24 protein-coding genes are annotated in these 22362 nt (G+C 57.6%); 13 read left to right on the forward strand and 11 right to left on the reverse strand.

The genetic code is table 11. The features are described from left to right. Positions 1-37: 37 nt before the first annotated feature. The gene (locus KGD89_RS05400) at positions 38-262 is read left to right on the forward strand and encodes a hypothetical protein (RefSeq protein WP_025258790.1); all 225 of its coding nucleotides are present in this window, start codon (positions 38-40) and stop codon (positions 260-262) included. A 6-nt stretch (positions 263-268) separates the two neighbouring features. Here KGD89_RS05400 and KGD89_RS05405 read toward each other — a convergent pair whose 3' ends face one another. The 4 genes from KGD89_RS05405 to KGD89_RS05420 form a co-directional block, all read right to left on the reverse strand. Next, entirely contained in the window at positions 269-1021 is a 753-nt protein-coding gene (locus tag KGD89_RS05405; protein WP_025258791.1) for a YkgJ family cysteine cluster protein, read from the reverse strand. Between the two features lie 101 nt (positions 1022-1122). Then, positions 1123-1437, reverse strand: a complete 315-nt coding sequence (locus KGD89_RS05410) for a hypothetical protein (protein WP_025258792.1) — start codon at positions 1435-1437, stop codon at positions 1123-1125. A 38-nt stretch (positions 1438-1475) separates the two neighbouring features. Next, positions 1476-1937 carry a GNAT family N-acetyltransferase gene (locus tag KGD89_RS05415; RefSeq protein WP_025258793.1) on the reverse strand — a complete coding sequence of 154 codons (462 nt, stop codon included), beginning with the start codon at positions 1935-1937 and terminating at the stop codon, positions 1476-1478. 65 nt (positions 1938-2002) lie between these two features. Next, positions 2003-2902, reverse strand: a complete 900-nt coding sequence (locus KGD89_RS05420) for a chemotaxis protein (protein WP_025258794.1) — start codon at positions 2900-2902, stop codon at positions 2003-2005. A gap of 600 nt (positions 2903-3502) precedes the next feature. On the opposite strand from KGD89_RS05420, the gene KGD89_RS05425 reads away from it, so the two are divergent. The 7 genes from KGD89_RS05425 to KGD89_RS05455 all read left to right on the forward strand — a co-directional run bounded on the left by KGD89_RS05425 (position 3503) and on the right by KGD89_RS05455 (position 10462). Further along, positions 3503-4012, forward strand: a complete 510-nt coding sequence (locus KGD89_RS05425) for a disulfide bond formation protein B (RefSeq protein WP_025258795.1) — start codon at positions 3503-3505, stop codon at positions 4010-4012. Between the two features lie 466 nt (positions 4013-4478). Beyond that, positions 4479-5420 (forward strand): ubiquinol oxidase subunit II, encoded by a 942-nt coding sequence (cyoA, locus tag KGD89_RS05430; RefSeq protein ID WP_025258796.1) that lies wholly within the window; start codon positions 4479-4481, stop codon positions 5418-5420. 3 nt (positions 5421-5423) lie between these two features. Beyond that, on the forward strand, positions 5424-7436 hold the full coding sequence (cyoB, locus tag KGD89_RS05435; protein ID WP_025258797.1) for a cytochrome o ubiquinol oxidase subunit I: 2013 nt from the start codon (positions 5424-5426) through the stop codon (positions 7434-7436). Between the two features lie 2 nt (positions 7437-7438). Then, on the forward strand, positions 7439-8068 hold the full coding sequence (gene cyoC, locus KGD89_RS05440; protein WP_025258798.1) for a cytochrome o ubiquinol oxidase subunit III: 630 nt from the start codon (positions 7439-7441) through the stop codon (positions 8066-8068). Next, on the forward strand, positions 8069-8401 hold the full coding sequence (gene cyoD, locus KGD89_RS05445) for a cytochrome o ubiquinol oxidase subunit IV (protein ID WP_025258799.1): 333 nt from the start codon (positions 8069-8071) through the stop codon (positions 8399-8401). It abuts the gene before it with no gap. A gap of 10 nt (positions 8402-8411) precedes the next feature. Then, a complete protein-coding gene (gene cyoE / locus KGD89_RS05450; protein WP_025258800.1) occupies positions 8412-9299 on the forward strand; it encodes a heme o synthase in 888 nt (295 codons plus the stop codon). A 143-nt stretch (positions 9300-9442) separates the two neighbouring features. Continuing rightward, on the forward strand, positions 9443-10462 hold the full coding sequence (locus KGD89_RS05455) for a branched-chain amino acid aminotransferase (RefSeq protein WP_025258801.1): 1020 nt from the start codon (positions 9443-9445) through the stop codon (positions 10460-10462). A gap of 256 nt (positions 10463-10718) precedes the next feature. Here KGD89_RS05455 and KGD89_RS05460 read toward each other — a convergent pair whose 3' ends face one another. The 3 genes from KGD89_RS05460 to KGD89_RS05470 form a co-directional block, all read right to left on the reverse strand. After that, a complete protein-coding gene (locus KGD89_RS05460) occupies positions 10719-11681 on the reverse strand; it encodes a hypothetical protein (RefSeq protein ID WP_038399757.1) in 963 nt (320 codons plus the stop codon). 118 nt (positions 11682-11799) lie between these two features. Continuing rightward, positions 11800-13401 (reverse strand): methyl-accepting chemotaxis protein, encoded by a 1602-nt coding sequence (locus KGD89_RS05465; RefSeq protein ID WP_025258802.1) that lies wholly within the window; start codon positions 13399-13401, stop codon positions 11800-11802. 162 nt (positions 13402-13563) lie between these two features. Then, positions 13564-14352 carry a transporter substrate-binding domain-containing protein gene (locus KGD89_RS05470; protein ID WP_025258803.1) on the reverse strand — a complete coding sequence of 263 codons (789 nt, stop codon included), beginning with the start codon at positions 14350-14352 and terminating at the stop codon, positions 13564-13566. Between the two features lie 162 nt (positions 14353-14514). On the opposite strand from KGD89_RS05470, the gene KGD89_RS05475 reads away from it, so the two are divergent. After that, positions 14515-15525, forward strand: coding sequence for a zinc-dependent alcohol dehydrogenase family protein (locus KGD89_RS05475; protein ID WP_025258804.1), 1011 nt, complete (start codon positions 14515-14517; stop codon positions 15523-15525). A 12-nt stretch (positions 15526-15537) separates the two neighbouring features. Here the strand turns inward: KGD89_RS05475 and KGD89_RS05480 are convergent, their stop codons facing one another. Both KGD89_RS05480 and KGD89_RS05485 read right to left on the reverse strand, forming a co-directional pair. Beyond that, a complete protein-coding gene (locus KGD89_RS05480; RefSeq protein ID WP_025258805.1) occupies positions 15538-16197 on the reverse strand; it encodes a hypothetical protein in 660 nt (219 codons plus the stop codon). A 433-nt stretch (positions 16198-16630) separates the two neighbouring features. Continuing rightward, on the reverse strand, positions 16631-17059 hold the full coding sequence (locus tag KGD89_RS05485) for a hypothetical protein (protein ID WP_025258806.1): 429 nt from the start codon (positions 17057-17059) through the stop codon (positions 16631-16633). Between the two features lie 445 nt (positions 17060-17504). Here KGD89_RS05485 and KGD89_RS05490 point away from each other — a divergent pair, with 445 nt between their 5' ends. Then, positions 17505-18347 carry an AraC family transcriptional regulator gene (locus tag KGD89_RS05490; RefSeq protein ID WP_025258807.1) on the forward strand — a complete coding sequence of 281 codons (843 nt, stop codon included), beginning with the start codon at positions 17505-17507 and terminating at the stop codon, positions 18345-18347. Positions 18348-18397: 50 nt separating this feature from the next. Next, a complete protein-coding gene (locus KGD89_RS05495; RefSeq protein WP_025258808.1) occupies positions 18398-18964 on the forward strand; it encodes a LysE family translocator in 567 nt (188 codons plus the stop codon). Positions 18965-18966: 2 nt separating this feature from the next. Here KGD89_RS05495 and KGD89_RS05500 read toward each other — a convergent pair whose 3' ends face one another. Together KGD89_RS05500 and KGD89_RS05505 are read right to left on the reverse strand one after the other, a co-directional pair. After that, positions 18967-19362 carry a RidA family protein gene (locus KGD89_RS05500; RefSeq protein ID WP_025258809.1) on the reverse strand — a complete coding sequence of 132 codons (396 nt, stop codon included), beginning with the start codon at positions 19360-19362 and terminating at the stop codon, positions 18967-18969. After that, positions 19352-20488 carry a DSD1 family PLP-dependent enzyme gene (locus KGD89_RS05505; RefSeq protein ID WP_025258810.1) on the reverse strand — a complete coding sequence of 379 codons (1137 nt, stop codon included), beginning with the start codon at positions 20486-20488 and terminating at the stop codon, positions 19352-19354. Before KGD89_RS05505 ends, KGD89_RS05500 begins: the two co-directional genes overlap by 11 nt. A gap of 96 nt (positions 20489-20584) precedes the next feature. Here KGD89_RS05505 and KGD89_RS05510 point away from each other — a divergent pair, with 96 nt between their 5' ends. Together KGD89_RS05510 and KGD89_RS05515 are read left to right on the forward strand one after the other, a co-directional pair. Then, on the forward strand, positions 20585-21466 hold the full coding sequence (locus KGD89_RS05510; protein ID WP_025258811.1) for a LysR family transcriptional regulator: 882 nt from the start codon (positions 20585-20587) through the stop codon (positions 21464-21466). Between the two features lie 109 nt (positions 21467-21575). Beyond that, a complete protein-coding gene (locus KGD89_RS05515; protein WP_025258812.1) occupies positions 21576-22331 on the forward strand; it encodes a hypothetical protein in 756 nt (251 codons plus the stop codon). The last annotated feature ends 31 nt before the right edge of the window (positions 22332-22362 follow it).

Consider the following 22362-nt stretch of genomic DNA (forward strand, 5'->3'; position numbering starts at 1 on the left):
GGGCATGTGCCCGGCCATTTCGACTTTTGGTGTCGCCATGACAACCCCCGAACAAACACCTGCTCCAGAAGCCGTCACCGACTCAGCGCCGGAGACTGACAAGAAAACCACGGTTGCGCCGTTCAGCTTTCCGTTCAAGCCTTCCGAATTCGCGCAGGCCAAAAAGGATCAGGCCTGGTATCAGAAGTCGAGCAAGTCTTCGCATCACAAGACTCCCGGTGCCGCGCCTGCCGGAACCCGTCGTTCGATGGGCAAGCGCTGATCGGCATCAGGCCGACTGCAATGGAATGAACATGTAGGACGTCGGGTCGCGGGTCGTTACCTCGGCACCTGCTCCATTCAGCGTGTTGATGACTTCCTGACCCGCCACATGAAATTCCCAGCCCGCATCGGACGAAACCGGCTCCGTGCGGGTGGTGACCTGCTCGATGGCGGCCGCAAAAGCCTGCATGTCCGGCAGGTAAGCCACAAACCCGTTGCCCTTGAGCGCGGTGGTGCGAATCCCCAATAGCTGACAGACCGACTGCTTGGTGGCGATCTCGTCCCGGTCGGCCTGACGCGATTGTTCGATCAGCGCTATCAGTTGAGTATCCACCAGTTTGTTGCCCACGATCAGGTCCGGACCCTGTTCCCAGGAGTGCGGCGGGCAGTCCTTGGCTTCTGGGCGCAGGGGAATGTGCGGATTGATTTCCATCGGATAGATACGGCACACCAGCGGGCGACGTTCGTAGATGCGGCAGAGGTTCTCTGCGTCAAGATTCCGGCAACGCCCCACGTTGTAGGCAGCGAAAGTGATTGCCACGTACGCTTGTGCGGAGCCGCTGTTCACCACCGTCGAACGTCGGGTGGCGTGGGTCAGTTGCTCTTGGGGAACACCATAACCATCACTCAGAAATGCCTCGGTCAACACGATCACCGTACCGCCGTCAGCCGCCCATTGCGTGGCTTCGAGCAGAGTCAGGGGAACATGATGATCGGTACAGCAACCGCCGCAACCTACGCAGGAAAACTGAGTGTTCATTGTTTCGATAACCCGTTCAGGATAGGTGCCAGGACCGACAGCGAGTGGCTGCCGGTCACGACCTGGACAGGTAACGAAGCAAATTGTGCGCCAGCGCTACCTCACTTGAGGGGGAGGCTGTCCCATTCGGTTACGCTGGCCTCCCGGCTTTTGCGGTTGTACAGGCACAGTTCGGTGCCCTTGCGGTTGTTCATGTGCTTCTGGGGATAGCGGCCTTGCAACAGCAGGGCACTGTAGCCAACCCGGTCATCGAACAGGGCGTTGCTGCTGACGGGTTTGCTGTCCTTGAGCTGGCTGGCCTTTAGGCAGCTGTCGAGCATGGCCTTGTCCAGAGCGTTCCAGGCTTGCGGGGTGGCAGCGTTGGCCTGGCCGACAATTGCCCAGAGGATTATCGGCAGCGCGATAAGTGATTTCATGATTGGCCTCCACACTATCGGGAGTCGATTATGCCAGATCAGGTTTCTTCGATTGCCGAACGCCGGACGTAGGACATGTCCATTTTTTCGTACAACTGCCGCGCCATCAGATTGTTTTCCATGACCAGCAGGTCGACCCTGGGTTCGCCGCGTTGACGCAAGTGGCTGAACAGCAGCGTCAGCAAGGCCATGGCGACACCCTGACGCCGGGCGCGTGGGTGAGCCACCAGATCCTTGATGAAGGCGCTGGTCCAGCAGGTAATCACGCCGACCGGTCCTTGATCGTCCACGGCAACGAAGCACAGCCCGGTATTGAACTCCGGGTCATGTTTGAAAGCGTTCACCCAGTGGGAATAGTCCGGCACGCTTCCGCTGCCGTCCTGATAACCCAGGCTGAGCAGGCGATGAATTTCGGTGGCTTGATCGAGAGAGAAGGGGATCGGGCGGATGTCGGCAGGCCAGCTGGGTTCAGGTACCGGCTGCCCGAGGTCCCGACGCATCAACCAGTAATGCCGGGCTGAGGCGTCGGTCCTTGAAGGGCCTTGGGAGCAGGGCGCTCTGCGTATCAGTTGCCCTGGGCCATGACGGTGTGTGCCGCCTCGATCAGACATTTGGTCAACTCGGGGGACGAGAACTTGGTCAGCACGGAGTTGGCGCCGGCCAGCTTGGCCTTTTCGCCGTTCATTGCGCTGTCCAGGGAGGTGTGCAGCAGGATGTACAGGTCCTGGAAGTCCGGGGTTTCACGCAAGGTACGGGTCAGGGCGTAGCCATCCATCTCGGACATTTCGATGTCGGAGACCACGATGTTGATCTGCGCCGGGGTGCCTTGCAGCTCCAGCAGGACATCGATGGCTTCCTTGGCGCTGCGGGCCGTGTGGCATTCCAGGCCAAGGTTGCGCAAGGTGATGATCGACTGCTGCAACGCGACCTGGCTGTCGTCGACGACCAGAATCCGGGCCTGGGACAGAACCATGACGTCTTCGGCAGGCAACTCGTCGGACTGGACAACGATTTGTGCTGGCGCGATGCCGTGAATCACTTTTTCGATATCCAGCACTTGTACCAGAACGCCATCGACCTGGGTGACGCCGGTGATGAACGACCGGCCGCTGGAACCGAAAGGCGGTGGACGAATGTCGGTGGTCAGGCAGTGGACGATCTTGCTCACCGCCTGCACATGCAGACCCTGCTTGGAACGGCTGACGTCAGTGACGATCAGGCAGCCGCCATCGGGATCGGCCAGCGGGCGTTCGCCAATGGCACGGCTGAGGTCGATCACGGACAGAGAGGCACCGCGCAGTGTCGCGACACCTTTGACGTGCGGGTGGGACTCGGGCAGGTGAGTCAGGGGCGGGCAGGGAATGATTTCACTGACCTTGAGCAGATTGATCGCCATCAGCTTGCCGCTGCGTAACGTGAACAGCAGCAGCGAAAGTGAATCTGCTCGGACGTTCTTGGGGGACATAAAAACCTTCTGGCTATAGGTGTTCGTCGCTGAGAGGCGCAAAACAACTTTCAGTGACAGGCTATCGACTCGCGACAGGCTGGCTTTAGGCTAACGGGCCGCAGCATTGAAGGCCTGTGTGTTCGGTCACTCTTCTTGAAAAGTGATTTTCACTTCGTGCAGGATTGTTTTCGGCCGCAAGAGCGGGGGGCGCAATACTGGCAGTTTGATTTGTTTGACGTCAAACGGTTGATTGCGTCACAGAACGAAAGAGAATTACCGATTGTGTCTTTTGTGCGCCCCTGGCTGTGTCCCGGGATTGCCCTGCGGTAAACTGTCGCACTTCTTCTTCCGGGTGCCTGGGTGCGACAAAAAGACGCATCCTTCTATATATAAGGAAGAGATCTGTTTTTTTGCGCCTTCGTGCTCCACCACCTGTCGCGGTGCCGAAGGAACCATCCGGTTGGCAAATCCATCCGTATGGCGGACAGGCGCTTGAGTTGGCAGGGACGAGAGACGAATATCGCGCACCATCCGCCAGCGGGTATTTACTCGCGATCAGTCCCGCAGGTGCCTGCGCTGGCCCGGCGCACCTGCACACCATTTCGATAAGGTAAGTGAATGAGCGACAACACGTTGTACCTGAGACGCGAAAAGCGTTTTCTGGTCTTGCTGGGAATCATCTGCCTGTCCCTGATCGGCGGCGCCCTGTACATGCAGATCGTGCTGGGCGAGGCACCTTGCCCGCTATGCATCCTGCAGCGCTATGCCTTGCTGTTCATCGCCATCTTCGCTTTCATCGGCGCTGCCATGCCGGGCCGTCGCAGTATCACGGTGATGGAAACCCTGGTCACCTTCAGCGCCCTGGGCGGTATCGCGGCTGCCGGCCACCATGTCTACACCCTGGCGTATCCGGCAGTGAGCTGCGGCATCGACACCCTGCAGCCCATTGTCGACGGTCTGCCTCTGGCGTCGCTTTTCCCGCTGGTATTTCAGGTCAGCGGTTTCTGCTCCACACCCTATCCGCCCGTCTTGGGGTTGTCATTGGCCCAGTGGGCTCTGATAGCATTCGTTCTGACGGCTGTTCTGGTCCCGATTGGCGTCATTCGCAATCGTCGTAGACCTTACTGAAAGCAAGGGCTTTGATGGAAAAATGCCTCGTTTTCACGAGGCATTTTTTCTGGTTGTAAAGATCAATGATTTGCGATTGTTGCAAGCTTTGAGATTAACTGTTACAAAATTAGGCATAGTCAATAAAAATTTACATATCTACAATCGCCAGCACTCATCGTCCAGCCAGGCTTGGCGATCAGAAATTTTGAGGCTCGGAGCGCCCTGTGCAGGCTAAACAGGCAGCGCAATGCTGGCCTCTGAGCGCGCAGGATCAGCGCGCGCAAGGCGATTGATCTGCGAAAGCAGGCCAGTTTCCGGCGGCTCAAAATAAGAATTCATAGCAAAAAACCCGGATTTGTCGTTTCGCAACAGAGCGTTTCGGCAGGTCCTTGTTCAATTTAAAAAAAGATGCCGGCACTGGCAGGGTAAAGTGTTGGCGGTCGAAACCCACTGCACCGCGCAAGCTGCTTTTAGAGGTCGTGAGATGAGTAAAACAAGGTACCCCAGGTTTTTTGGCTACTTGGCCCTGTTCAGCATGCTGTTGCTCAGCGGCTGTGACGGCGTTCCTCTGCTCGATCCGAAAGGGCAGGTGGGTATCGAACAGCGGAACCTGATCATCATCGCCACGCTGCTGATGCTGATCGTGGTCATCCCGGTCATTGTCCTGACCTTCGTCTTCGCCTGGAAGTATCGCGCGTCCAACAAGGCCGCCAAGTACACGCCCGACTGGTCGCACTCGACCAAGATTGAAGTCGCGGTCTGGGGTATCCCCATGATCCTGCTGGTCTTCCTGGGCTACTTCACCTACATCTCCACTCACTCGCTGGACCCGTACCGTCCGCTTGAGTCCGACGTCAAGCCTGTGACCATCCAGGTTGTCGCGCTGGACTGGAAATGGGTGTTCATCTATCCGGAACAAGGCATCGCCACGGTCAACAAGATCGTCTTCCCTGCCAATACCCCGATCAATTTCCAGGTTACATCCGACTCTGTAATGAACTCGTTCTTCATTCCAGGCCTGGGTGGCCAGATCTACGCAATGGCTGGCATGCACACCAAGCTGCATCTGATCGCCAACGAAAACCACGAGTTCAACGGTATCTCGGCCAACTACAGTGGCGCGGGTTTCACCGGCATGAAGTTCAAGGCTATCGCCACCAGCCAGGCTGATTTCGATGCCTGGATCAACGAAGTCAAGAGTTCACCTAAACAGCTTGGTGCTGCTGAATACGCTGAACTGGCCAAACCTAGCGAACGCAATCCCGTCGAACTTTATTCCACGGTTACTCCGAACCTGTTCCAGATCATCATCGACAAGTATGAAGGTATGAACCCAGGCAAGAAGCTGATCCCTGGTGAGAAAGAAGTCGCTGGTGCCGAAGGTGCGGAAAAGGGCAAAAATTCAGCTGCTGGGGCAGAGGAGTAAACGATGTTAGGTAAATTAAGTTGGGAATCGGTACCGTTCCACGAGCCGATAGTCATGGTGACCCTTGCCATGATCGCGCTCGGTGGTCTGGGTGTGGTCGGGGCTATCACTTACTTCAAGAAGTGGTCTTACCTGTGGACCGAGTGGTTGACGTCCGTCGATCACAAGAAAATCGGCGTGATGTATATCATCGTCGCCATGATCATGCTGCTGCGCGGTTTTGCCGACGCCATCATGATGCGTGCACAGCTGGCCATGGCCCAGAACGGCGCCGAAGGCTTCCTGCCGCCTGAACACTATGACCAGATCTTCACCGCTCACGGTGTGATCATGATCATCTTCATGGCGATGCCGTTCTTCACCGGTCTGATGAACATCGTTCTGCCGTTGCAGATCGGTGCTCGTGACGTTGCCTTCCCGTTCCTTAACTCCCTCAGCTTCTGGCTGCTGGTATCGGGCATGCTGCTGATCAACATCTCCCTGGGTGTCGGCGAGTTCGCCAAGACCGGCTGGGTTGCGTATCCGCCGTTGTCGGGTCTGCAATACAGTCCTGGAGTGGGTGTCGATTACTACATCTGGGCGCTACAGCTATCGGGGCTAGGTACGACACTTACGGGCGTCAACTTCCTGGTGACCGTGCTGAAGATGCGTACCCCTGGCATGAAACTGATGGACATGCCGATCTTCACCTGGACCTGCACCTGGGCAAACATCCTGATCGTGGCTTCGTTCCCGATCCTGACCGCTACCCTGGCGTTGCTGACCCTCGACCGTTACCTGGACTTCCACATCTTCACGAACGAAATGGGCGGTAACCCCATGATGTACGTGAACCTGTTCTGGGCATGGGGTCACCCTGAGGTTTACATCCTGATTCTGCCTGCGTTCGGTGTCTTCTCCGAAGTCATCTCGACGTTCTCGGGCAAGCGTCTGTTCGGCCACAAGTCGATGATCTTCGCTTCCGGCGCGATCTGTGTACTGGGCTTCATGGTATGGCTGCACCACTTCTTCACCATGGGTGCGGGCGCCAACGTCAACGCCTTCTTCGGTCTGGCGACGATGCTCATCGCGATACCGACGGGTGTGAAGCTATTCAACTGGCTGTTCACCATCTACCAGGGCCGTCTGCGTTTCACCGCGCCAGTACTCTGGACCCTGGGCTTCATGGTTACCTTCTCGATCGGCGGCATGACCGGCGTTCTGTTGGCAATCCCGGGTGCTGACTTCGTACTGCACAACAGCCTGTTCGTAATCGCTCACTTCCACAACGTCATCATCGGCGGTGCGGTATTCGGTTACATCGCCGGCTTCGCGTTCTGGTTCCCTAAAGCGTTCGGTTTCACCCTGAACGAGAAGTGGGGCAAGGCAGCGTTCTGGTTCTGGATCAGCGGCTTCTTCGTTGCATTCATGCCTCTGTACGCGCTGGGCTTCCTGGGTATGACCCGTCGCCTGAACGCTACCGACATGCCTGAGTGGAACATCTACCTGAACGTTGCTCTGTTCGGTGCATTCCTGATCGCAGCCGGTATCGCTTCGCAGCTGATCCAGTTGTTCGTCAGTATCCGTGACCGCAACCAGAACCGCGATCTGACCGGTGACCCATGGAATGGCCACACTCTGGAGTGGTCCACTTCTTCGCCACCACCGTTCTACAACTTTGCCGAGCTGCCTGAGGCAAAAGACATCGATGCATTCACGGACGCCAAGCGTGCCGGTACCGCCTACAAGGTTCCTGCTCACTACTCGGCTATCCACATGCCTAACAACACGGCGACCGGCCTGTACATGGGTCTGCTGTTGACCGTCTTCGGCTTCGCGTTCATCTGGCACATCTGGTGGCTGGTGGGTGCAAGTCTGCTGGCGACCATCGTTGTCTTCGTCATTCACGCTGCACGTGACGACCAGGGCTACATGGTGCCTGCTGAAGATGTAGCGCGTATTGAAGGTGAGCATCACAAGGTCCTGGCGGCCAACGGTGCATACACTCCTGTCAAGTCCTCGCTGGAACAGGTTTAAACATGTCAAATATTGCTATCAACTCCGGAGCCCACGGTCATGACGCTCATGACCATGGGCATGACGATCACCACGACAGCGGTGGAATGACGGTCTACGGCTTCTGGCTGTACCTGATGACCGACTGCGTGTTGTTCGCATCGTTCTTCGCGGTCTATGCCGTGATGGTCAACAGTGTCGCGGGCGGCCCGTCGGGCCAGGACATCTTCCTGCTGCCTTTCGTGGCTGTGGAAACCGCGTTCCTGCTGGTCAGTAGTATCACTTATGGCTTCGCCATGCTGGCGCTGTACAAAGGCAAGAAGAGTCAGGTCCTGAGCTGGTTGGCCCTGACTTTCCTGTGCGGTGCTGCGTTTATCGCCATGGAAATCTATGAGTTCCATCACCTGATCAACGAAGGCTACGGTCCTAGCCGCAGCGGCTTCCTGTCGGCGTTCTTCGCCCTGGTCGGCCTGCACGGTCTGCACGTAACCAGCGGTCTGATCTGGATGGGTATCATGATGTATCAGGTCCAGAAAAAGGGCCTGACCAACACCAACAAGACCCGCCTGAGCTGCCTGAGCCTGTTCTGGCACTTCCTGGACGTGGTCTGGATCGGTGTGTTCACTATCGTCTACCTGATGGGAGCCCTGTAAATGGCGAATTCACATCATCCAGCTGAAGACAATAGCCACGGTTCCGTGAAGTCGTACATCATCGGTTTCGTGCTGTCGATCATCCTGACTGCCATCCCGTTCGCTCTGGTCATGTCTCCGGTTCTGCCGAAAGACCTGACCATCGCGATCATCCTGGCCTTCGCGATCGTCCAGATCCTGGTGCACCTGCATTACTTCCTGCACCTGGACTTCACGAGTGCGCAACGTAACAACGTGCTGGCGTTTGCCTTCACCGCGTTGGTTATCGTGCTGCTGGTCGGCCTGTCGCTGTGGATCATTTTCAGTATCCATCGCGAAATGATGGCGCATTGAGGAATACCAGATGTCCCTGAAGCACTTTATCCAAATCACCAAGCCGGGGATCATTTTCGGTAACGTGCTTTCGGTGGCAGGTGGCTTTTTTCTGGCTTCCAAGGGTGATATCGATTTCATCGTGTTTCTTGCGGCGGTAATCGGTACCTCCCTGGTCGTAGCGTCAGGTTGCGTATTCAACAACTGCATCGATCGTGATATCGACCAGCGCATGGAGCGGACTCGCAACCGTGTGCTGGTGCAGGGCCTGGTGTCCATCAAGCTTGCACTGCTGTATGCCACGATTCTGGGCATCGCCGGTGTCAGCCTGCTGTACACCTACGCCAACCCTCTGGCTGCCTTGCTGGGTGTGATCGGCTTCGTGATCTACGTGGGCTTCTACAGCCTGTACTTCAAGCGTAAATCCGTACACGGCACCCTGATCGGCAGCCTGTCGGGGGCCATGCCTCCGGTGATTGGCTACTGCGCTGTAAGCAACAGCTTCGATTTCGCGGCATGGACGCTACTGGTGATGTTCAGCCTGTGGCAGATGCCGCACTCGTATGCGATCGCGATCTTTCGTTTCAACGACTATCGTGCAGCGAAGATTCCGGTTCTGCCGGTCAAGCGCGGCATTCTGGTCACCAAGCGTCACATCCTGCTCTACATCCTGGCGTTCCTCGTGGCGACCCTGATGTTGACGTTCGGCGGTTACGCGGGTCTGAACTACCTCGCTGTTGCAGCGGGCATGGGCATGTACTGGTTGTACATGGCCTGGAAGGGCTACAAGGCTGCAGACGATACTGTCTGGGCCCGCAAGCTGTTCGTGTTCTCCATCTTCACCATCACCGCCCTGAGCGTGATGATGTCGGTGGACTTTCAGGTAACGAAAGAGTTGCTGGTGACCTACGCCTTCTGACTTGCACTTGAACCCGAAAAACAAAACCCTGTCCCCGAAAGGCGCAGGGTTTTTTATTGGATGCTCACTTCAGCTCAAATGATCTGGCAGAATACGGCACAGGCCTGACTCATCCAGGCAGCGGCTAAACGAAAGAGGGCGTTATGAGTCAAGAAAGCATCAACTGGGAAACCCTGGGTTTCGATTACATCAAAACCGACAAGCGCTACCTCTCTCACTGGCGTGATGGCGCCTGGGATCAGGGTTCCCTGACCGAAGACAACGTTCTGCATATCAGCGAAGGTTCTACCGCGCTGCATTACGGTCAACAGTGCTTTGAAGGCCTGAAGGCTTATCGTTGTAAGGATGGCTCGATCAACCTGTTCCGTCCTGACCAGAACGCCCAGCGCATGCAGCGCAGTTGTTCCCGTCTGTTGATGCCTCACGTACCGACCGATGTATTCATCGAAGCGTGCAAGCAGGTCGTCAAGGCCAACGAACGTTTCATCCCGCCTTATGGTTCGGGCGGTGCCCTGTACCTGCGTCCGTTCGTGATCGGCGTTGGCGACAACATCGGCGTGCGTACCGCGCCCGAGTTCATCTTCTCGATCTTCTGCATTCCGGTTGGCGCCTACTTCAAGGGCGGCCTGAAGCCGAACAACTTCGTGATCTCCGGCTACGACCGTGCTGCCCCGAACGGCACCGGTGCTGCCAAGGTCGGTGGCAACTATGCTGCCAGCCTGATGCCAGGTTCCGAAGCCAAGAAACACAGCTTTGCCGACTGCATCTACCTGGACCCGCAAACCCACTCCAAGATCGAAGAAGTCGGTTCGGCCAACTTCTTTGCAATCACCGCCAACAATGAGTTCGTCACGCCCAAGTCGCCTTCCGTGCTGCCGGGTATCACCCGTCTGTCGCTGATGGAACTGGCACAAAGCCGCCTGGGCCTGACCGTTATCGAAGGTGATGTGCTGATCGACAAGATCGGTGAGTTCAAGGAAGCGGGCGCCTGCGGCACCGCGGCCGTCATCACTCCGATTGGCGGGATTTCCTACAAGGACAAACTGCACGTCTTCCACAGCGAAACCGACGTCGGCCCTGTAACCCGCAAGCTCTACGCTGAACTCACCGGCGTGCAGTCCGGCGATGTCGAAGCGCCGGCTGGCTGGATCGTGAAGGTCTGATTCCCCACGACCCGCGTAGGAGAGAATTCATTCGCGAAATGCCCCGTCTTCGCGGATGAATTCGCTCTCATCAAACAAGACGCAAGACCATGAGTCTGGAAACACCTGCTCCTGTTTGCTGCGCGACAGCGCGGCGCCGAGGCGGCGGGTGATCTCCTACGGCAGTCAGGTCGTAAATTACTTTGTACGATGCTAAATCTCTGTCGGTTTTCAGGCCTTTTTCGCCAGCAAGCTGCCTCCTACAGGTTTTTTTGCCTCACGCCTTCGCTGGCCCCAGCACAATCGCCAAATGCCGCAAGTCGTCGACTTCGACGCTGAAGCTTTTCCCCGATGGGCTTTTGACGACATTCCCCAAGGCATAGACCGTGAAGAACTTCACTTCATCGGCATGGCTCAACAGCTCGGTGATGTACCGACTGGAGCGATAGGCCTGCATCTGCGCGGGTGATACGTACAGTGTCACCAGTTTGGCTTCGAGACGGTCGAAGAACTTGAACTTGAACCCCAGACCATAACGCTCCACCAGCCCGCCGCCATACAGCACCCGGCCGTTGTCGCCTGTCTGCGCATATTTGATGTGGCGAAAGTACGAGCGCAGGGACAACTCGCCTTGTCCGGGAATCTTCAGGGTCAGCAGCTTGAAGTCATCGGGGGATAATTGCGCCTTGGCCTGACGGAAGCTGTCCACCAGCCGCTCAAGATTATTGGTGCGCGTTTCACTGTAGCGCGGTGCTGCAGGCGTCGAAGCTTCTGCCGCTGGAGAGTCGTTCGCGGGCTTCGGTGCGCGAGGTCCAGCCTTGTCGGGGCCGGCCTTTTCCTTGACCGGGTCTTTGATCACGGGATCGAAGACATCAATGTAGTCATCCAGCTTGCGCTTGACCTTGCGAATGCGGGCCTGGGGATCGGTCTCTTCGACTTCGGGTTCTTCGTTGGCTTCCCCGGCGTCCTCCTCGACCCACTCGCAGCTGGCGTGATGGTCGTAATGCGGGTTGGCGCGAAAATGAGCGGCCACGAAGGTTGGATTGTCCTGAGGCTTCACGTCATAGCGAACCCCTGTCACTTTGGCGCCCAGCGCCCGGCAGGCTTCGCTCGAGCACAGGAACTCGAATCGCGAGCGCGGTAGCTCCTGAGAGAAATACTCTCGCCGGGCGGCGGTAATGGACAGTTCCTGCTGCAACTCGACACAGAACGCACGAGTGATGGTTTTGCTGGGTTTCATGCGTCTTTCCTTGATCGTCCAAGGCAATACGCTATTTCAGGACGGACTGGCTTTCAACCGAATGTTTGGCTGGAAGACACTCTTTGCGCTGCGGGCAGCGCAAAGAGTGTGTCTTGGGTCAGGACAGGCGGAAACGTCCGACGATGCCGCTCAGGTCCACAGCCAGTCGTGACAGCTCGCGGCTGGCCGTACTGGTTTGCTGTGCGCCGGAAGAAGACTGCGCCGACAGGTCGCGGATGTTCACCAGGTTGCGGTCAACTTCCCGCGCAACATGCGCCTGCTCCTGTGCAGCGCTGGCGATCACCAGATTGAGGTCGTTGATCTCGCTGACCGCCGCGTTGATCTTGCTCAGCGCTTCATTGGCGCCTTCGGCGATGCCCAGGGTTTCGCTGGCCAGTTCGGTATTGCCGCGCATGGAGCCCACGGCGCGGTCGGTACCGTTCTGGATATTGGTGACCAGACGTTCGATTTCGCTGGTGGATTGCTGGGTACGATGAGCCAGAGCGCGCACTTCGTCGGCAACGACGGCAAAACCACGTCCGGCTTCGCCTGCGCGCGCCGCTTCGATAGCGGCGTTCAGCGCCAGCAGGTTGGTTTGTTCCGCCAGGCCCTGAATCACGTCCAGCACCTTGCCGATATCACGGGACTGATCTGCCAGCTCACCGATCAGGGTCGCAGTCTTTTGTACGTCATTGCTCATGGTATCGATGGCACTGACCGTCTTTTTGACCAGCCCGAGCCCGTCTTGCGCGGCTCCCGTCGCGTTGTTGGACGAACGGGCGGTGTGTTCGGCATTGCGGGCCACTTCTTCCACTGCGCTGGTCATTTGATTGACTGCCGTGGCGGCCTGATCGATTTCGGTGTTCTGTTTGTGCAGGCCGTGAACGCCATCTTCGGTAATGGCGGTCATTTCTTCGGCTGCCGAGGCGAGCTGGTTTGCCGAGCTGGAGATCTGCTGCAATGTCTCGCGAAGCTGTGCCTGCATGGCACCGACGGCGGCCACCACGCTGGACTTGTCATTGCTCGCAATGTTAATGGTGCTGCTCAAGTCACCCTTGGCGATGGTGCGGGTGATGCCAGCCACCATGTCGGGTTCTCCACCAATGGCGCCGAGAATGCTACGAGTCGTCAGCAGCGTTGCGATGACGCCCAGCAGAGCAATGACCAGCGTCGCGCCTATCGCCAGGCCATTGGCCTGGTTGGCGCTCTCTTCCTGCGCCTGGAAGCGTTTGCCGGCCTGTTGCTTGCCTTGCTCGCGCAGGGTTTGCAGGGTCTTGAAGACCTGCTCCGCGTAAGGCTTGACCTCGGTGCGGTTGATATTGGTGGCCCCGGCAATATCGCCGGTCTGGATCACGCTGGTCTGATGGCGCATACCGTCACGCAACTTCGCATAGTCACGCTGCAATTGCTGGGTCAGTTGAGTATCCAGAGTGCCAGCCGTTTCCTGGCTCAACTGACTCGTCAGCTTGTCCAGTTGAGTGAAAGCGTTTTCGTTCTCGGTTTTCCAGACGGCGGTTTGCTCCGGGTTGCCAATGGCGATCATGCGCAGAATATTGATGTCCACCCGAGTGAGTGTGCCATCAATATTGTTCACGGTTTCTGTCGCCAGAAAGTCGCGGTTATAGAGCGCATCGACGTTTTCGGTCGATGTCTTGAGTGTCTGGATCATGAAAACCGACAAGACGAAAAAAGCAATGATGATCGCGAAGGTCGAGAACATCAGACGCTGTTTTACGGTGAAGCCGGTTCTGGTGGCGACTTGAGTGTGTGCCATGACTTTCTCCTCGATGGAGCTTGTTGCGCAGATTGGAGATGCCGCGCTCTGGAGGCGCGTTATCTTTTATCGGCGTGAAACCCCTGAGCTAAAGCCATGGCCTGGAGTTTATTGGCCCGGTACCGCCAGCCATTCACTCAGCGCCTGCTGGTAGGCGCCTGTCGCTTTACTCAAGTGCAACCACTGGTCGACATAGCTTTTCCAGGTCACGTCATCCCGTGGCAGCAGATAGGCCTTTTCACCGTATTGCATGTAACGGGCCGGATTGACCGCACACAGGCCCGGCATGCGCTTCTGCTGATAGAGCGCTTCGGAGGCATCGGTGATCATCACGTCGGCCTTCTTGTCCAGCAACTCCTGGAAGATGGTCTTGTTGTCGTGGAAGGCAATCGGAGCCTTGGGCAGGTAGGCGCGGGCGAAAGCTTCGTTGGTGCCACCTGCGGGTTCGATCAGGCGGACGGACGGCTGGTTGATCTGCTCGATTGTCTGGTACAGCGCCTGATCTTCGCAGCGGACCAGCGGGATCTTGCCGTCGACATCCAGCGTGTTGCTGAAGAAGGCTTTCTTCTGGCGCTCCAGGGTGACGGAGATGCCGCCCATGCCGATGTCGCATTTACCGGCGACCATGTCCGGCATCAGGGTTTTCCAGGTGGTCGGGACCCACTCGACCTTGACGCCCAGGCTCTTGGCCAGCGAGCGTGCCATGGTGATATCGATGCCTTCGTACTCACCGTCCTCGCGCAGGAAGGTGTAAGGCTTATAGTCGCCAGTGGTACACACTGACAGCTCACCGGCCTGAATCACCTTGTCCAGATGCGAGGACGATTCCTGTGCCTGAGCCATGCCTGTCAGGCCCAGCAGAAGGGCGGCCGGTACGCTGTATTTCAGATTCATCATGGGGCTGGGTACTCGCAGCGGTTTGATTGGATTTATCGGACGCGGCAGAGTGCTCCATGGGTTGGAGCGACGTGAAGCCGCAGTCGCGTCATGCCCGTTCGTTGAACTTACGGGTACGCATTTCGTCATTTCACAGGACGTTGAATGGAAAGGAGATCGATCATGAGCAACACAACCATTTATGTACAGGCCGGTGGCGGTTACGAGCGCGTTATTGTCGGTGACAGTGAAGTGCTGGCACCCAAGGCCGGGGAAATCACCGTGCGCCTGCACGCCAACTCCCTCAACTACCACGACTTCGCGGTGGTCAGCGGCATGTGGGGCCCCAGCGAGTCACGCATTCCGATGGCTGATGGTGCCGGTGTGGTCACGGCGGTGGGTGAGGGCGTCAGCGAGTTCAAGGTCGGGGATTCGGTGGTCAGCACCTTCTTCCCGGACTGGATCAGCGGCGAGCCGCTGGTGGAAGGCTTCGTGACTGTCCCAGGCGATGGCATCGATGGCTATGCCCGTCAGCAAGTCACCGCCCGCGCAACCTCCTTCACCCTCGCACCGGTCGGCTACACCCACGCAGAAGCCTCGACCCTGACCACTGCGGGCCTGACCGCCTGGCGTGCGCTGATGAGCGATGGCGGCCTGAAGGCAGGTGACACCGTATTGGTCCAAGGCACCGGTGGTGTTTCGATATTCGCCCTGCAATTCGCCAAAATGGCGGGTGCCACCGTCATCGCCACATCCTCCAGCGACGAAAAACTGGAGCGCCTGAGCGCGCTGGGTGCCGATCACCTGATCAACTACCGCAAGGACAGCACCTGGGGCGAAACTGCCCGTACCCTGACCGGTGGTCGTGGTGTCGATCACATCATCGAAGTCGGTGGCCCCTCGACGCTTGAGCAGTCCATGCAGGCGGCGCGTGTGGGCGGGCATATCTCGGTGATCGGCATTCTGACCGGCGTGGCCGGGCAACTGGCAGTCGTGCCGGCCCTGCTCAAGCAACTGCGCCTGCAAGGCGTACTGGTCGGCAGCCGAACCCAGCAGCAGGACATGATCCGTGCAATCGATGCCAACGGCATGCGCCCGGTCCTGGATCGCTCGTTCCCGCTGACCGATATCGTCGAAGCATTCCGCTATCAGGAAACCAACCAGCACTTCGGCAAGATCACGCTGGATATCTGATCGGCTTGGGCGTTATGTGTAGGTTTCTTCCAGAGTTGTGAGCTGTTCTTCGATAGTCGTCATCAGGGTTTCCCAATCGGCCTGGGTTCTTTGCCAGGCCTCTCCCTCATGCACATAGAGAAAGTCCACGATGGTGTGAGTGACCTTACCTTTGCCCACGGCCCCGAACGCCTCGGCACTCAGCGCCCGCGCCAGCATCTCAAGCTCGGCGGCATGGTTCAGCCAGCGCCAGTGGCTTTTGATCACCACCTTGTCCAGCAGAATGCACTGCTTTTTGAATGCCCTCAGCGCCAGACCCAGCGGGCTGGCGCTGAGCAACGAATCGATCTGACGCACATTATTACCGGCCTTCAGCTCGGCATTGGGGCCGAAAAACCATTCGTTGAACCCGATCTCGATCTCCCGGAACGCCACACTGGCATCCCAGATAACCCCAAGTGCCTTGTGCTGACGCACGTCCTGCTTCCACGAACCATAAGCCTTGAACGCGACCCCCGCGATCCCTATGACTGCCAGGGCCTCGATCAGAGAAGAGGCCGAATAAATGACAAAGTAAGCATCTGCCGTCCGCACAGGATGGGTACCGGAAGCCGCGCTGTAATAAGTCGCCGCAACCACCACCATCAGCGCGAAACAGGCACTGTAGAACCCGAAGGCATAAGGGTCTTTCATTATTATTCTTGCCCCCATCAGTCAAGGTGGTTAGAGCATCAACCGCTTAAATGATGGGTTTGAGGGTAGTCGAGAGTGGGAGTGTTTGCCGCTGAGATATCTGGGTGAGTACGGGCGGATTTATCCGCGAGACGTCACTGAAGACAATGAATTTCATGTGATGAAAGGTTCATCCCGCAGACCCAACCCCGTGGGAGGGTCCTTGGCCGCGACAGCTTTCACACAAAATATGTCCGGAAATGGAGCTTTCCAGGCTGTCATGTCGCAATTTCCGTTTTTTAGCGACACGTTATTGGGTCATGTCGTTGGCGACGACCTATCAAAAAGCACGGCGCTGTCGCAGCATATGAATATCTGGCCACGGCAGACAGGAATGAACCCTTTTCTGACCCTCTTTTTTTCACCATAGGTTCGTCCTTTAAAAATCAAAGACTTACAAAACTTGATAAAAAAAGGGGTAAAACGGCTGCAAGCGCATATTTTTCTTTGAAAACGGAGGGTTATCGAGGAGAGTGTCTACTTCACTGCCGTATAGGCAGCTCAGAAACAGGTCGAAGCCAAACAGCAAGCAGAACGCATCTTCACTGCCGTATAGGCAGCTCAGAAACACAGCATGCCGTGGCGCTGGCCGCGCTGGTGCTTCACTGCCGTATAGGCAGCTCAGAAATGACGGAATGCCAAGGCCAGCAACTGGAACGCCTTCACTGCCGTATAGGCAGCTCAGAAAAAGGATGAAGCCATAGAGCGCTGAATGCGCAACTTCACTGCCGTATAGGCAGCTCAGAAAAAGGATGAAGCCATAGAGCGCTGAATGCGCAACTTCACTGCCGTATAGGCAGCTCAGAAAGACAAAGGTGTTCATCAAAGCCGACAAGGGTCCTTCACTGCCTATACGGCAGTGAAGAAGACACTCTGCTCGATAACTCTCCGTATTCAAAGAAAAATATGCGTTTGAGGCCGTTTTACCCCTTTTTTCATCACGCTTTGTAAGTGATTGATTTTTAAAGGATGAACCCAATGTGAAAAAAAGAGGGTCCAGAAACTTCACGGCCGCACAGGCCGCTCAGAAAATCGACTCAGGCAGGCATCGATGGAAACCGCGACCAGTCGCCAGCAAGCTGTCTCCCACGGTGCTCTGACCTTAACGCATACAGAGCCAATTCATTCGCGAAAGGTGTTTGAATACGGCTTTCCCGGATGAATCCGGTCCTGCATATGTTTGAAGGCCACCCTGCACAAACCTTCTAGACTTCCCGTCTCCCATACGCGATAACACTCAACCCGACCCCAAACCCTGTAAGCCCACCATGACTCAGAGCAACTGGATCAATCTTGCTCAGGACCGCGACACCGGTATCGAGACGTTGCATGCCCATTTCCAGGGGAATGCTCATGTCTACGATCCGCATTGGCATGACAGTTATCTGGTGGGTGTCACGGAGCAAGGGGTGCAGCAGTTTCATTGTCGGCGGCAGCGTTATGCCTGTACGCCGGGGCAGGTGTTCATGCTGGAGCCGGGGGAGATTCATGATGGGGATGCGCCAAGCGCAGACGGTTTTACGTACCGGATGCTTTACCTCGACCCGGACTGGGTGGCCCGTGAGTTGCCCTCGCTGTTTGAAGACGCGCCGGATGGCTATCAACTCGGTTTCGCCAGCACCCTGGCAAGCGACTTGCGACTGACCAACGCCACTCTTTTTGCCTTTGCCGCGCTGCATGGGCAGGAAACACGCTTGTTCCGGCAAAGCGCGCTCGATGGATTGCTGGAGCGGCTGACCGGCAATCTGCGCTGGCGGCTTCGGCAGAATCAGGACCCGCGTCTGCCGCAGGTTGCCTTGCGCGCCCGTGATTATCTGCATGCCAACTTTCGACGCGATCTTGGCCTTGATGAACTGGCTCAGGTCTGTGGTGTGGATCGTTTTCGTTTGAGTCGTGCCTTCAAGTCGGCATTTGGCTTGCCGCCCCATGCCTATCTTGTGCAACTGCGTCTGGCCCAGGCCCGAAGGATGCTGGCTGCCGGAGCGTTGCCCGTCCAGGTTGCCAGCGACCTGGGTTTTGCCGATCAGAGCCACCTGGGCCGATGGTTTCTGCGTGCCAACGGCATGACGCCATCAGCCTATCGAAACCGCTGCACGGATCTTCCAGACTAAGGCTGCATACCGGGCGAGCATGAGCACATCCCGCTTCTGGAGTTGTGCTCATGTTGTCCTTCCTGTTGTTTGCCTTTGTTTCCTCGATTACCCCAGGCCCGACCAATATTCTGGTCCTGAGCAACAGCGCCCGTTATGGCCTGCGCGCCAGCCTGCCGATCATTTTCGGTGGCTGCATGGGCGCGGCGGCATTGGTGCTGGTGGTCGGGACTGGTGTGGGACGTTCTCTGGTGCAGATACCGGGTGCCCATCAGGTGATGGCAACCATCGGTGTGCTCTGGCTGACCTGGCTGGCATGGAAGATTTTCAACAGCGCCAGCACCATCGAGCAGGACGACAAACAGCAACGGCTCGGTTTTATCGGCGCGGCAGGCCTGCAAGTGGTCAACCCCAAAACATGGATGATGGCGCTGGCAGTCGTCAGTGTCTTCAGCCAGGGCACGGTGGTCGATCTGGCGCTGGTGTTCTTTCTGGTATCGCTGCCCTGTATGAGTTGCTGGGCATTGCTGGGCCTTGGATCGGCGCGGCTGCTCAAGTCCGGGCAGGCCATGCAGCGGTTGAACCGTGGCATGGCGGTGCTATTGCTGGTGTCGGCGTGGGCCGGGTTTTTGCGTTGAAGTCAGCTTCCACACCGCGCAACCGCCTCGATTTCAATCAGATACCCATGATGCAAAACCGGCACGGGCACCACCGCGCGTGCCGGGCGATGTTGGCCCAGGTAGCGGGCATAGAGCTGATCGAATGCGGGCCAGTGTTCGATGCCGACGATATAGACGGTCACCTTCAGAAGATCATCTGCACCACTGTCAGCCTTTTCGAGAATCGCCAGCAGGTTATTCAGGACAATGGCGGCCTGGACCTCGAAAGGCTCGTCGACACTGTGGCTGCCATCGGCGCGTACCGGTAACTGGCCGGACACCCACAACAAGCCTTGATGACGCACGGCCTGTGAATAGTGCCCGCCCGGTGCCGCAGCATTCGGGGTGTGGATCAGGTCGATCGGATTACCAGCCATGCAGACGACTCCAGATGTGCGTTTCGCCATTGGCATCAAGGGCGTGGTAATGAGGAAATTGCGCACCCGTCGCACAGGCGTGGTTTGGCAGAATGCGCAGGCGGCTGCCTATGGGGAAGAGGGCGGTCAGGTCGCCGTTTGCGGGTGTTTGCAGAGTCACGATGCCGTGTTCCTGATTAGCGCTGTGCAGCAGGGTGCCGTCGATCCATTGGCCGTCTTCGCTGCACACTTGGCCATAGCCGAAATCCTGTTGTTGGCGCTGGGTGCCACGGTCGCGGCTCATGGCCATCCAGCCCGAGTCGGTAATCACCCAGCCCTTGTCCAGTTGATGGCCGATGACCGTGGTCAGCACGCTCAAGGCCAGCTCATCGGCCTGGCACACGCCGACGTTATGCATCACCAGATCAAAGAACACATACACCCCGGCGCGCACTTCGGTGACGCCTTGCAGATCGGCAGCCGACAGCGCCGTGGGCGTCGAGCCGATACTCACTTGCGGGCACGGCAGACCTGCCGCCCGAATCCGCTCGGCGGCGCTGACACATTGATAACGCTCTTGCTCGGCCAACCGTTGCAGGGCTTCGGCGGTGTTCAGTTCATAGCTGGAACCGGCATGAGTCATGACTCCGACGAGCCGCATGCCGCCGTCATGCAGCACCTTCGCCACTTCGATCAGCACACTGTCGTCATACTGGATCCCCGAGCGATGGCCATCACTGTCGATCTCGATCCAGACGTCCAGCACTTCACCTTGCGCCTGGCCAAAAGCAACGATTGCCCGGGCACCGGCAACGCTGTCAGTGATGATGCTCAGTGCGCAGCCCTGACGTTTGAGCGCCAGCGCTTGAGGTAACTTGCCGGGAGCCATGGCGACCGCATAGAGAATGTCAGTGATCCCGGCCGCAAAGCAGTGCTCGGCTTCTTTCAGGGTCGACACCGTGACACCACTGGCACCCGCCGCTATCTGCGCCTCGATCACCGGCAGGCATTTGCTGGTTTTCACATGAGGTCGCAGACGAACGCCCAGGCTGTCCATACGTTGCTGCATGCGCTGAATATTGCGCTGCATTCTGGCCACATCAATGATCGCGGCAGGTGTTTCCAGGCTGGAGAGGGCGTTGGGCATGATCGGTTCTCGAAGGGAGGCTGACGGTTCTCACTCTACTGATTGATCGTAAGTCCATGGTTAAATAAGACGTCACTTATGATTAAGTAAAATTGAATGATCACCATCGAAGACCTGCGCCTGGCCGTGACTCTGGCGCGCTCCGAATCCCTGAGCGCAGCCGCCAGAACTCTCAATGTTTCACCGCCTGCGCTGTCCATGCGCTTGCGCAAGCTGGAGGCTTTGCTGGGGGCCCGCCTGGCCAGTCGGGATGCCCGGCGCTTGAGCCTCACGGCAGAAGGTGAGCGTTTTGCCAGAGAAAGCGCGATATTGCTGGAGCGTCTGGAAGCGCTGCCCGAGTCTTTCAAGCAGCCTGACGACCAACTGACAGGCACCCTGCGGCTCGCTGCGCCCTTCGGCTACGGTCGCCAACGCATTGCGCCATTGCTGGCGCGTTTTGCGAAGCTGCATCCGGGGTTGCGTCTGCACCTGGATCTGCGCGAAACACCCTGGCCGGATCGTCATGACAGCGATGCCGTGATCCATATCGGCAGCATCAATGACAGCTCATGGGTTGCCCGCACGCTGGTGCAAAACGAGCGTTGGCTGTGTGCCAGCCCGCAGTACCTGAAAACCCATGGCGTGCCCCAGAGCCCGGCCGAACTGGCGAACCACCGCTGTATCTGCATTCGCGAGAATGAGGAAGATGTCACGCTCTGGCACCTGCGCAAACAGACGGCCCGGCATACGGTGCGTATCGAACCCGCCATGCTCTGCAACGATGGCAGTGTTGCCCGCCGCTGGGCCGAGCAGGATCAAGGACTGGTTCTGCGCTCCGAGTGGGACGTGAGCGACGCTATCCAGGCCGGCGCTCTGGTCCGGGTACTGGCCGACTGGTCCTTCGAGAGCGCACCCATTCTGTTGCTGGTGCCGTCACGCAAACACCGCAATGCGAGGATGCAGGCGCTAGTGGGGTTTCTTGAAGAGTCGTTGAAGTGAGTGATTGTTCTTAAAGATGACTGATCTCACGCCGATATCGCTGTAACTTCAGTCACCGCTCAGCCCAATCCCGCAGGATGCGCAGAGCTTCCATCATGGACGAACATCAATGAATCAAAGTGGTTACCTGTGTCTGGCCTTCATGATCATCGTGGGCTGCCTGAGCTTTTTTCTGCAACCCGAGGCCGCTGGCGTTTCATTCGCATTGATTGCGCTGTTTTCCTGCAGCTACTTTGTCTACTTCCTGATCAAGAACAACCTGCACCACGGCATCATTCGTGGCCTGCTGCTCTCGGTGCTGGTCATGGCACTGGCGGTCATCCCGGTTCTGGGCTGGATCGTGGTCATCGGTTTTGTGATCTACAACATATCCAAAGCCGTGGACGGTCTTAAAAGCCTGATCCCGGACGTGCTCACCAGTGTGGTCATTTACGGCCTGCTGCTTGCCCGACTGGCCTTCGATATTCGTGACCCGTTGGCCATTGCCGTACTTGCCTGTGCTTATCTGGTGGCTGCGATCATCTATTGCCGAGGCCTCAACGGGCTGACCACCCAGAATGCGCTGTTCAAGATGAGCATCATGTGGCTCTCGATTCCCTTTGCGGCGCTGACCGTCATTTCCATCGTTTCAGCTCTGGGCAACCTGTTCCGCACCATCAGCTCCACCATCACCCGCACGGTTCTTACGCCTCAAGTGGTTTCTGCCCACATGCGTGGCGGCATCCAGATTGAGGAATACACCCGCACGATCAGCACCTCCGTCAACGAAACCGTCACGCGAGTCGTGCCAGGTGTGGGGGGCGTGGTGACAACATCCATGGCCGGCGAAGTGGCACAGAAGGTCAAAGAGGAAAAGCCTGAGTAATTCGGGGGACGGGTCTGGTCGCAGGTTCTGC

The sequence above is a fragment of the Pseudomonas cichorii genome (genome assembly GCF_018343775.1).
GTDB classification, from domain to species: Bacteria; Pseudomonadota; Gammaproteobacteria; order Pseudomonadales; family Pseudomonadaceae; genus Aquipseudomonas; species Aquipseudomonas cichorii.

Excerpts from the sequence above, each read along its gene's own strand:
- KGD89_RS05400 (WP_025258790.1), top strand. The coding sequence starts at position 38 with ATGACAACCCCCGAACAAACACCTGCTCCAGAAGCCGTCACCGACTCA.
- KGD89_RS05405 (WP_025258791.1), bottom strand. The coding sequence starts at position 1,021 with ATGAACACTCAGTTTTCCTGCGTAGGTTGCGGCGGTTGCTGTACCGAT.
- KGD89_RS05410 (WP_025258792.1), bottom strand. The coding sequence starts at position 1,437 with ATGAAATCACTTATCGCGCTGCCGATAATCCTCTGGGCAATTGTCGGC.
- KGD89_RS05415 (WP_025258793.1), bottom strand. The coding sequence starts at position 1,937 with ATGCGTCGGGACCTCGGGCAGCCGGTACCTGAACCCAGCTGGCCTGCC.
- KGD89_RS05420 (WP_025258794.1), bottom strand. The coding sequence starts at position 2,902 with ATGTCCCCCAAGAACGTCCGAGCAGATTCACTTTCGCTGCTGCTGTTC.
- KGD89_RS05425 (WP_025258795.1), top strand. The coding sequence starts at position 3,503 with ATGAGCGACAACACGTTGTACCTGAGACGCGAAAAGCGTTTTCTGGTC.
- cyoA (WP_025258796.1), top strand. The coding sequence starts at position 4,479 with ATGAGTAAAACAAGGTACCCCAGGTTTTTTGGCTACTTGGCCCTGTTC.
- cyoB (WP_025258797.1), top strand. The coding sequence starts at position 5,424 with ATGTTAGGTAAATTAAGTTGGGAATCGGTACCGTTCCACGAGCCGATA.
- cyoC (WP_025258798.1), top strand. The coding sequence starts at position 7,439 with ATGTCAAATATTGCTATCAACTCCGGAGCCCACGGTCATGACGCTCAT.
- cyoD (WP_025258799.1), top strand. The coding sequence starts at position 8,069 with ATGGCGAATTCACATCATCCAGCTGAAGACAATAGCCACGGTTCCGTG.
- cyoE (WP_025258800.1), top strand. The coding sequence starts at position 8,412 with ATGTCCCTGAAGCACTTTATCCAAATCACCAAGCCGGGGATCATTTTC.
- KGD89_RS05455 (WP_025258801.1), top strand. The coding sequence starts at position 9,443 with ATGAGTCAAGAAAGCATCAACTGGGAAACCCTGGGTTTCGATTACATC.
- KGD89_RS05460 (WP_038399757.1), bottom strand. The coding sequence starts at position 11,681 with ATGAAACCCAGCAAAACCATCACTCGTGCGTTCTGTGTCGAGTTGCAG.
- KGD89_RS05465 (WP_025258802.1), bottom strand. The coding sequence starts at position 13,401 with ATGTTCTCGACCTTCGCGATCATCATTGCTTTTTTCGTCTTGTCGGTT.
- KGD89_RS05470 (WP_025258803.1), bottom strand. The coding sequence starts at position 14,352 with ATGATGAATCTGAAATACAGCGTACCGGCCGCCCTTCTGCTGGGCCTG.
- KGD89_RS05475 (WP_025258804.1), top strand. The coding sequence starts at position 14,515 with ATGAGCAACACAACCATTTATGTACAGGCCGGTGGCGGTTACGAGCGC.
- KGD89_RS05480 (WP_025258805.1), bottom strand. The coding sequence starts at position 16,197 with ATGAAAGACCCTTATGCCTTCGGGTTCTACAGTGCCTGTTTCGCGCTG.
- KGD89_RS05485 (WP_025258806.1), bottom strand. The coding sequence starts at position 17,059 with ATGAACACCTTTGTCTTTCTGAGCTGCCTATACGGCAGTGAAGTTGCG.
- KGD89_RS05490 (WP_025258807.1), top strand. The coding sequence starts at position 17,505 with ATGACTCAGAGCAACTGGATCAATCTTGCTCAGGACCGCGACACCGGT.
- KGD89_RS05495 (WP_025258808.1), top strand. The coding sequence starts at position 18,398 with ATGTTGTCCTTCCTGTTGTTTGCCTTTGTTTCCTCGATTACCCCAGGC.
- KGD89_RS05500 (WP_025258809.1), bottom strand. The coding sequence starts at position 19,362 with ATGGCTGGTAATCCGATCGACCTGATCCACACCCCGAATGCTGCGGCA.
- KGD89_RS05505 (WP_025258810.1), bottom strand. The coding sequence starts at position 20,488 with ATGCCCAACGCCCTCTCCAGCCTGGAAACACCTGCCGCGATCATTGAT.
- KGD89_RS05510 (WP_025258811.1), top strand. The coding sequence starts at position 20,585 with ATGATCACCATCGAAGACCTGCGCCTGGCCGTGACTCTGGCGCGCTCC.
- KGD89_RS05515 (WP_025258812.1), top strand. The coding sequence starts at position 21,576 with ATGAATCAAAGTGGTTACCTGTGTCTGGCCTTCATGATCATCGTGGGC.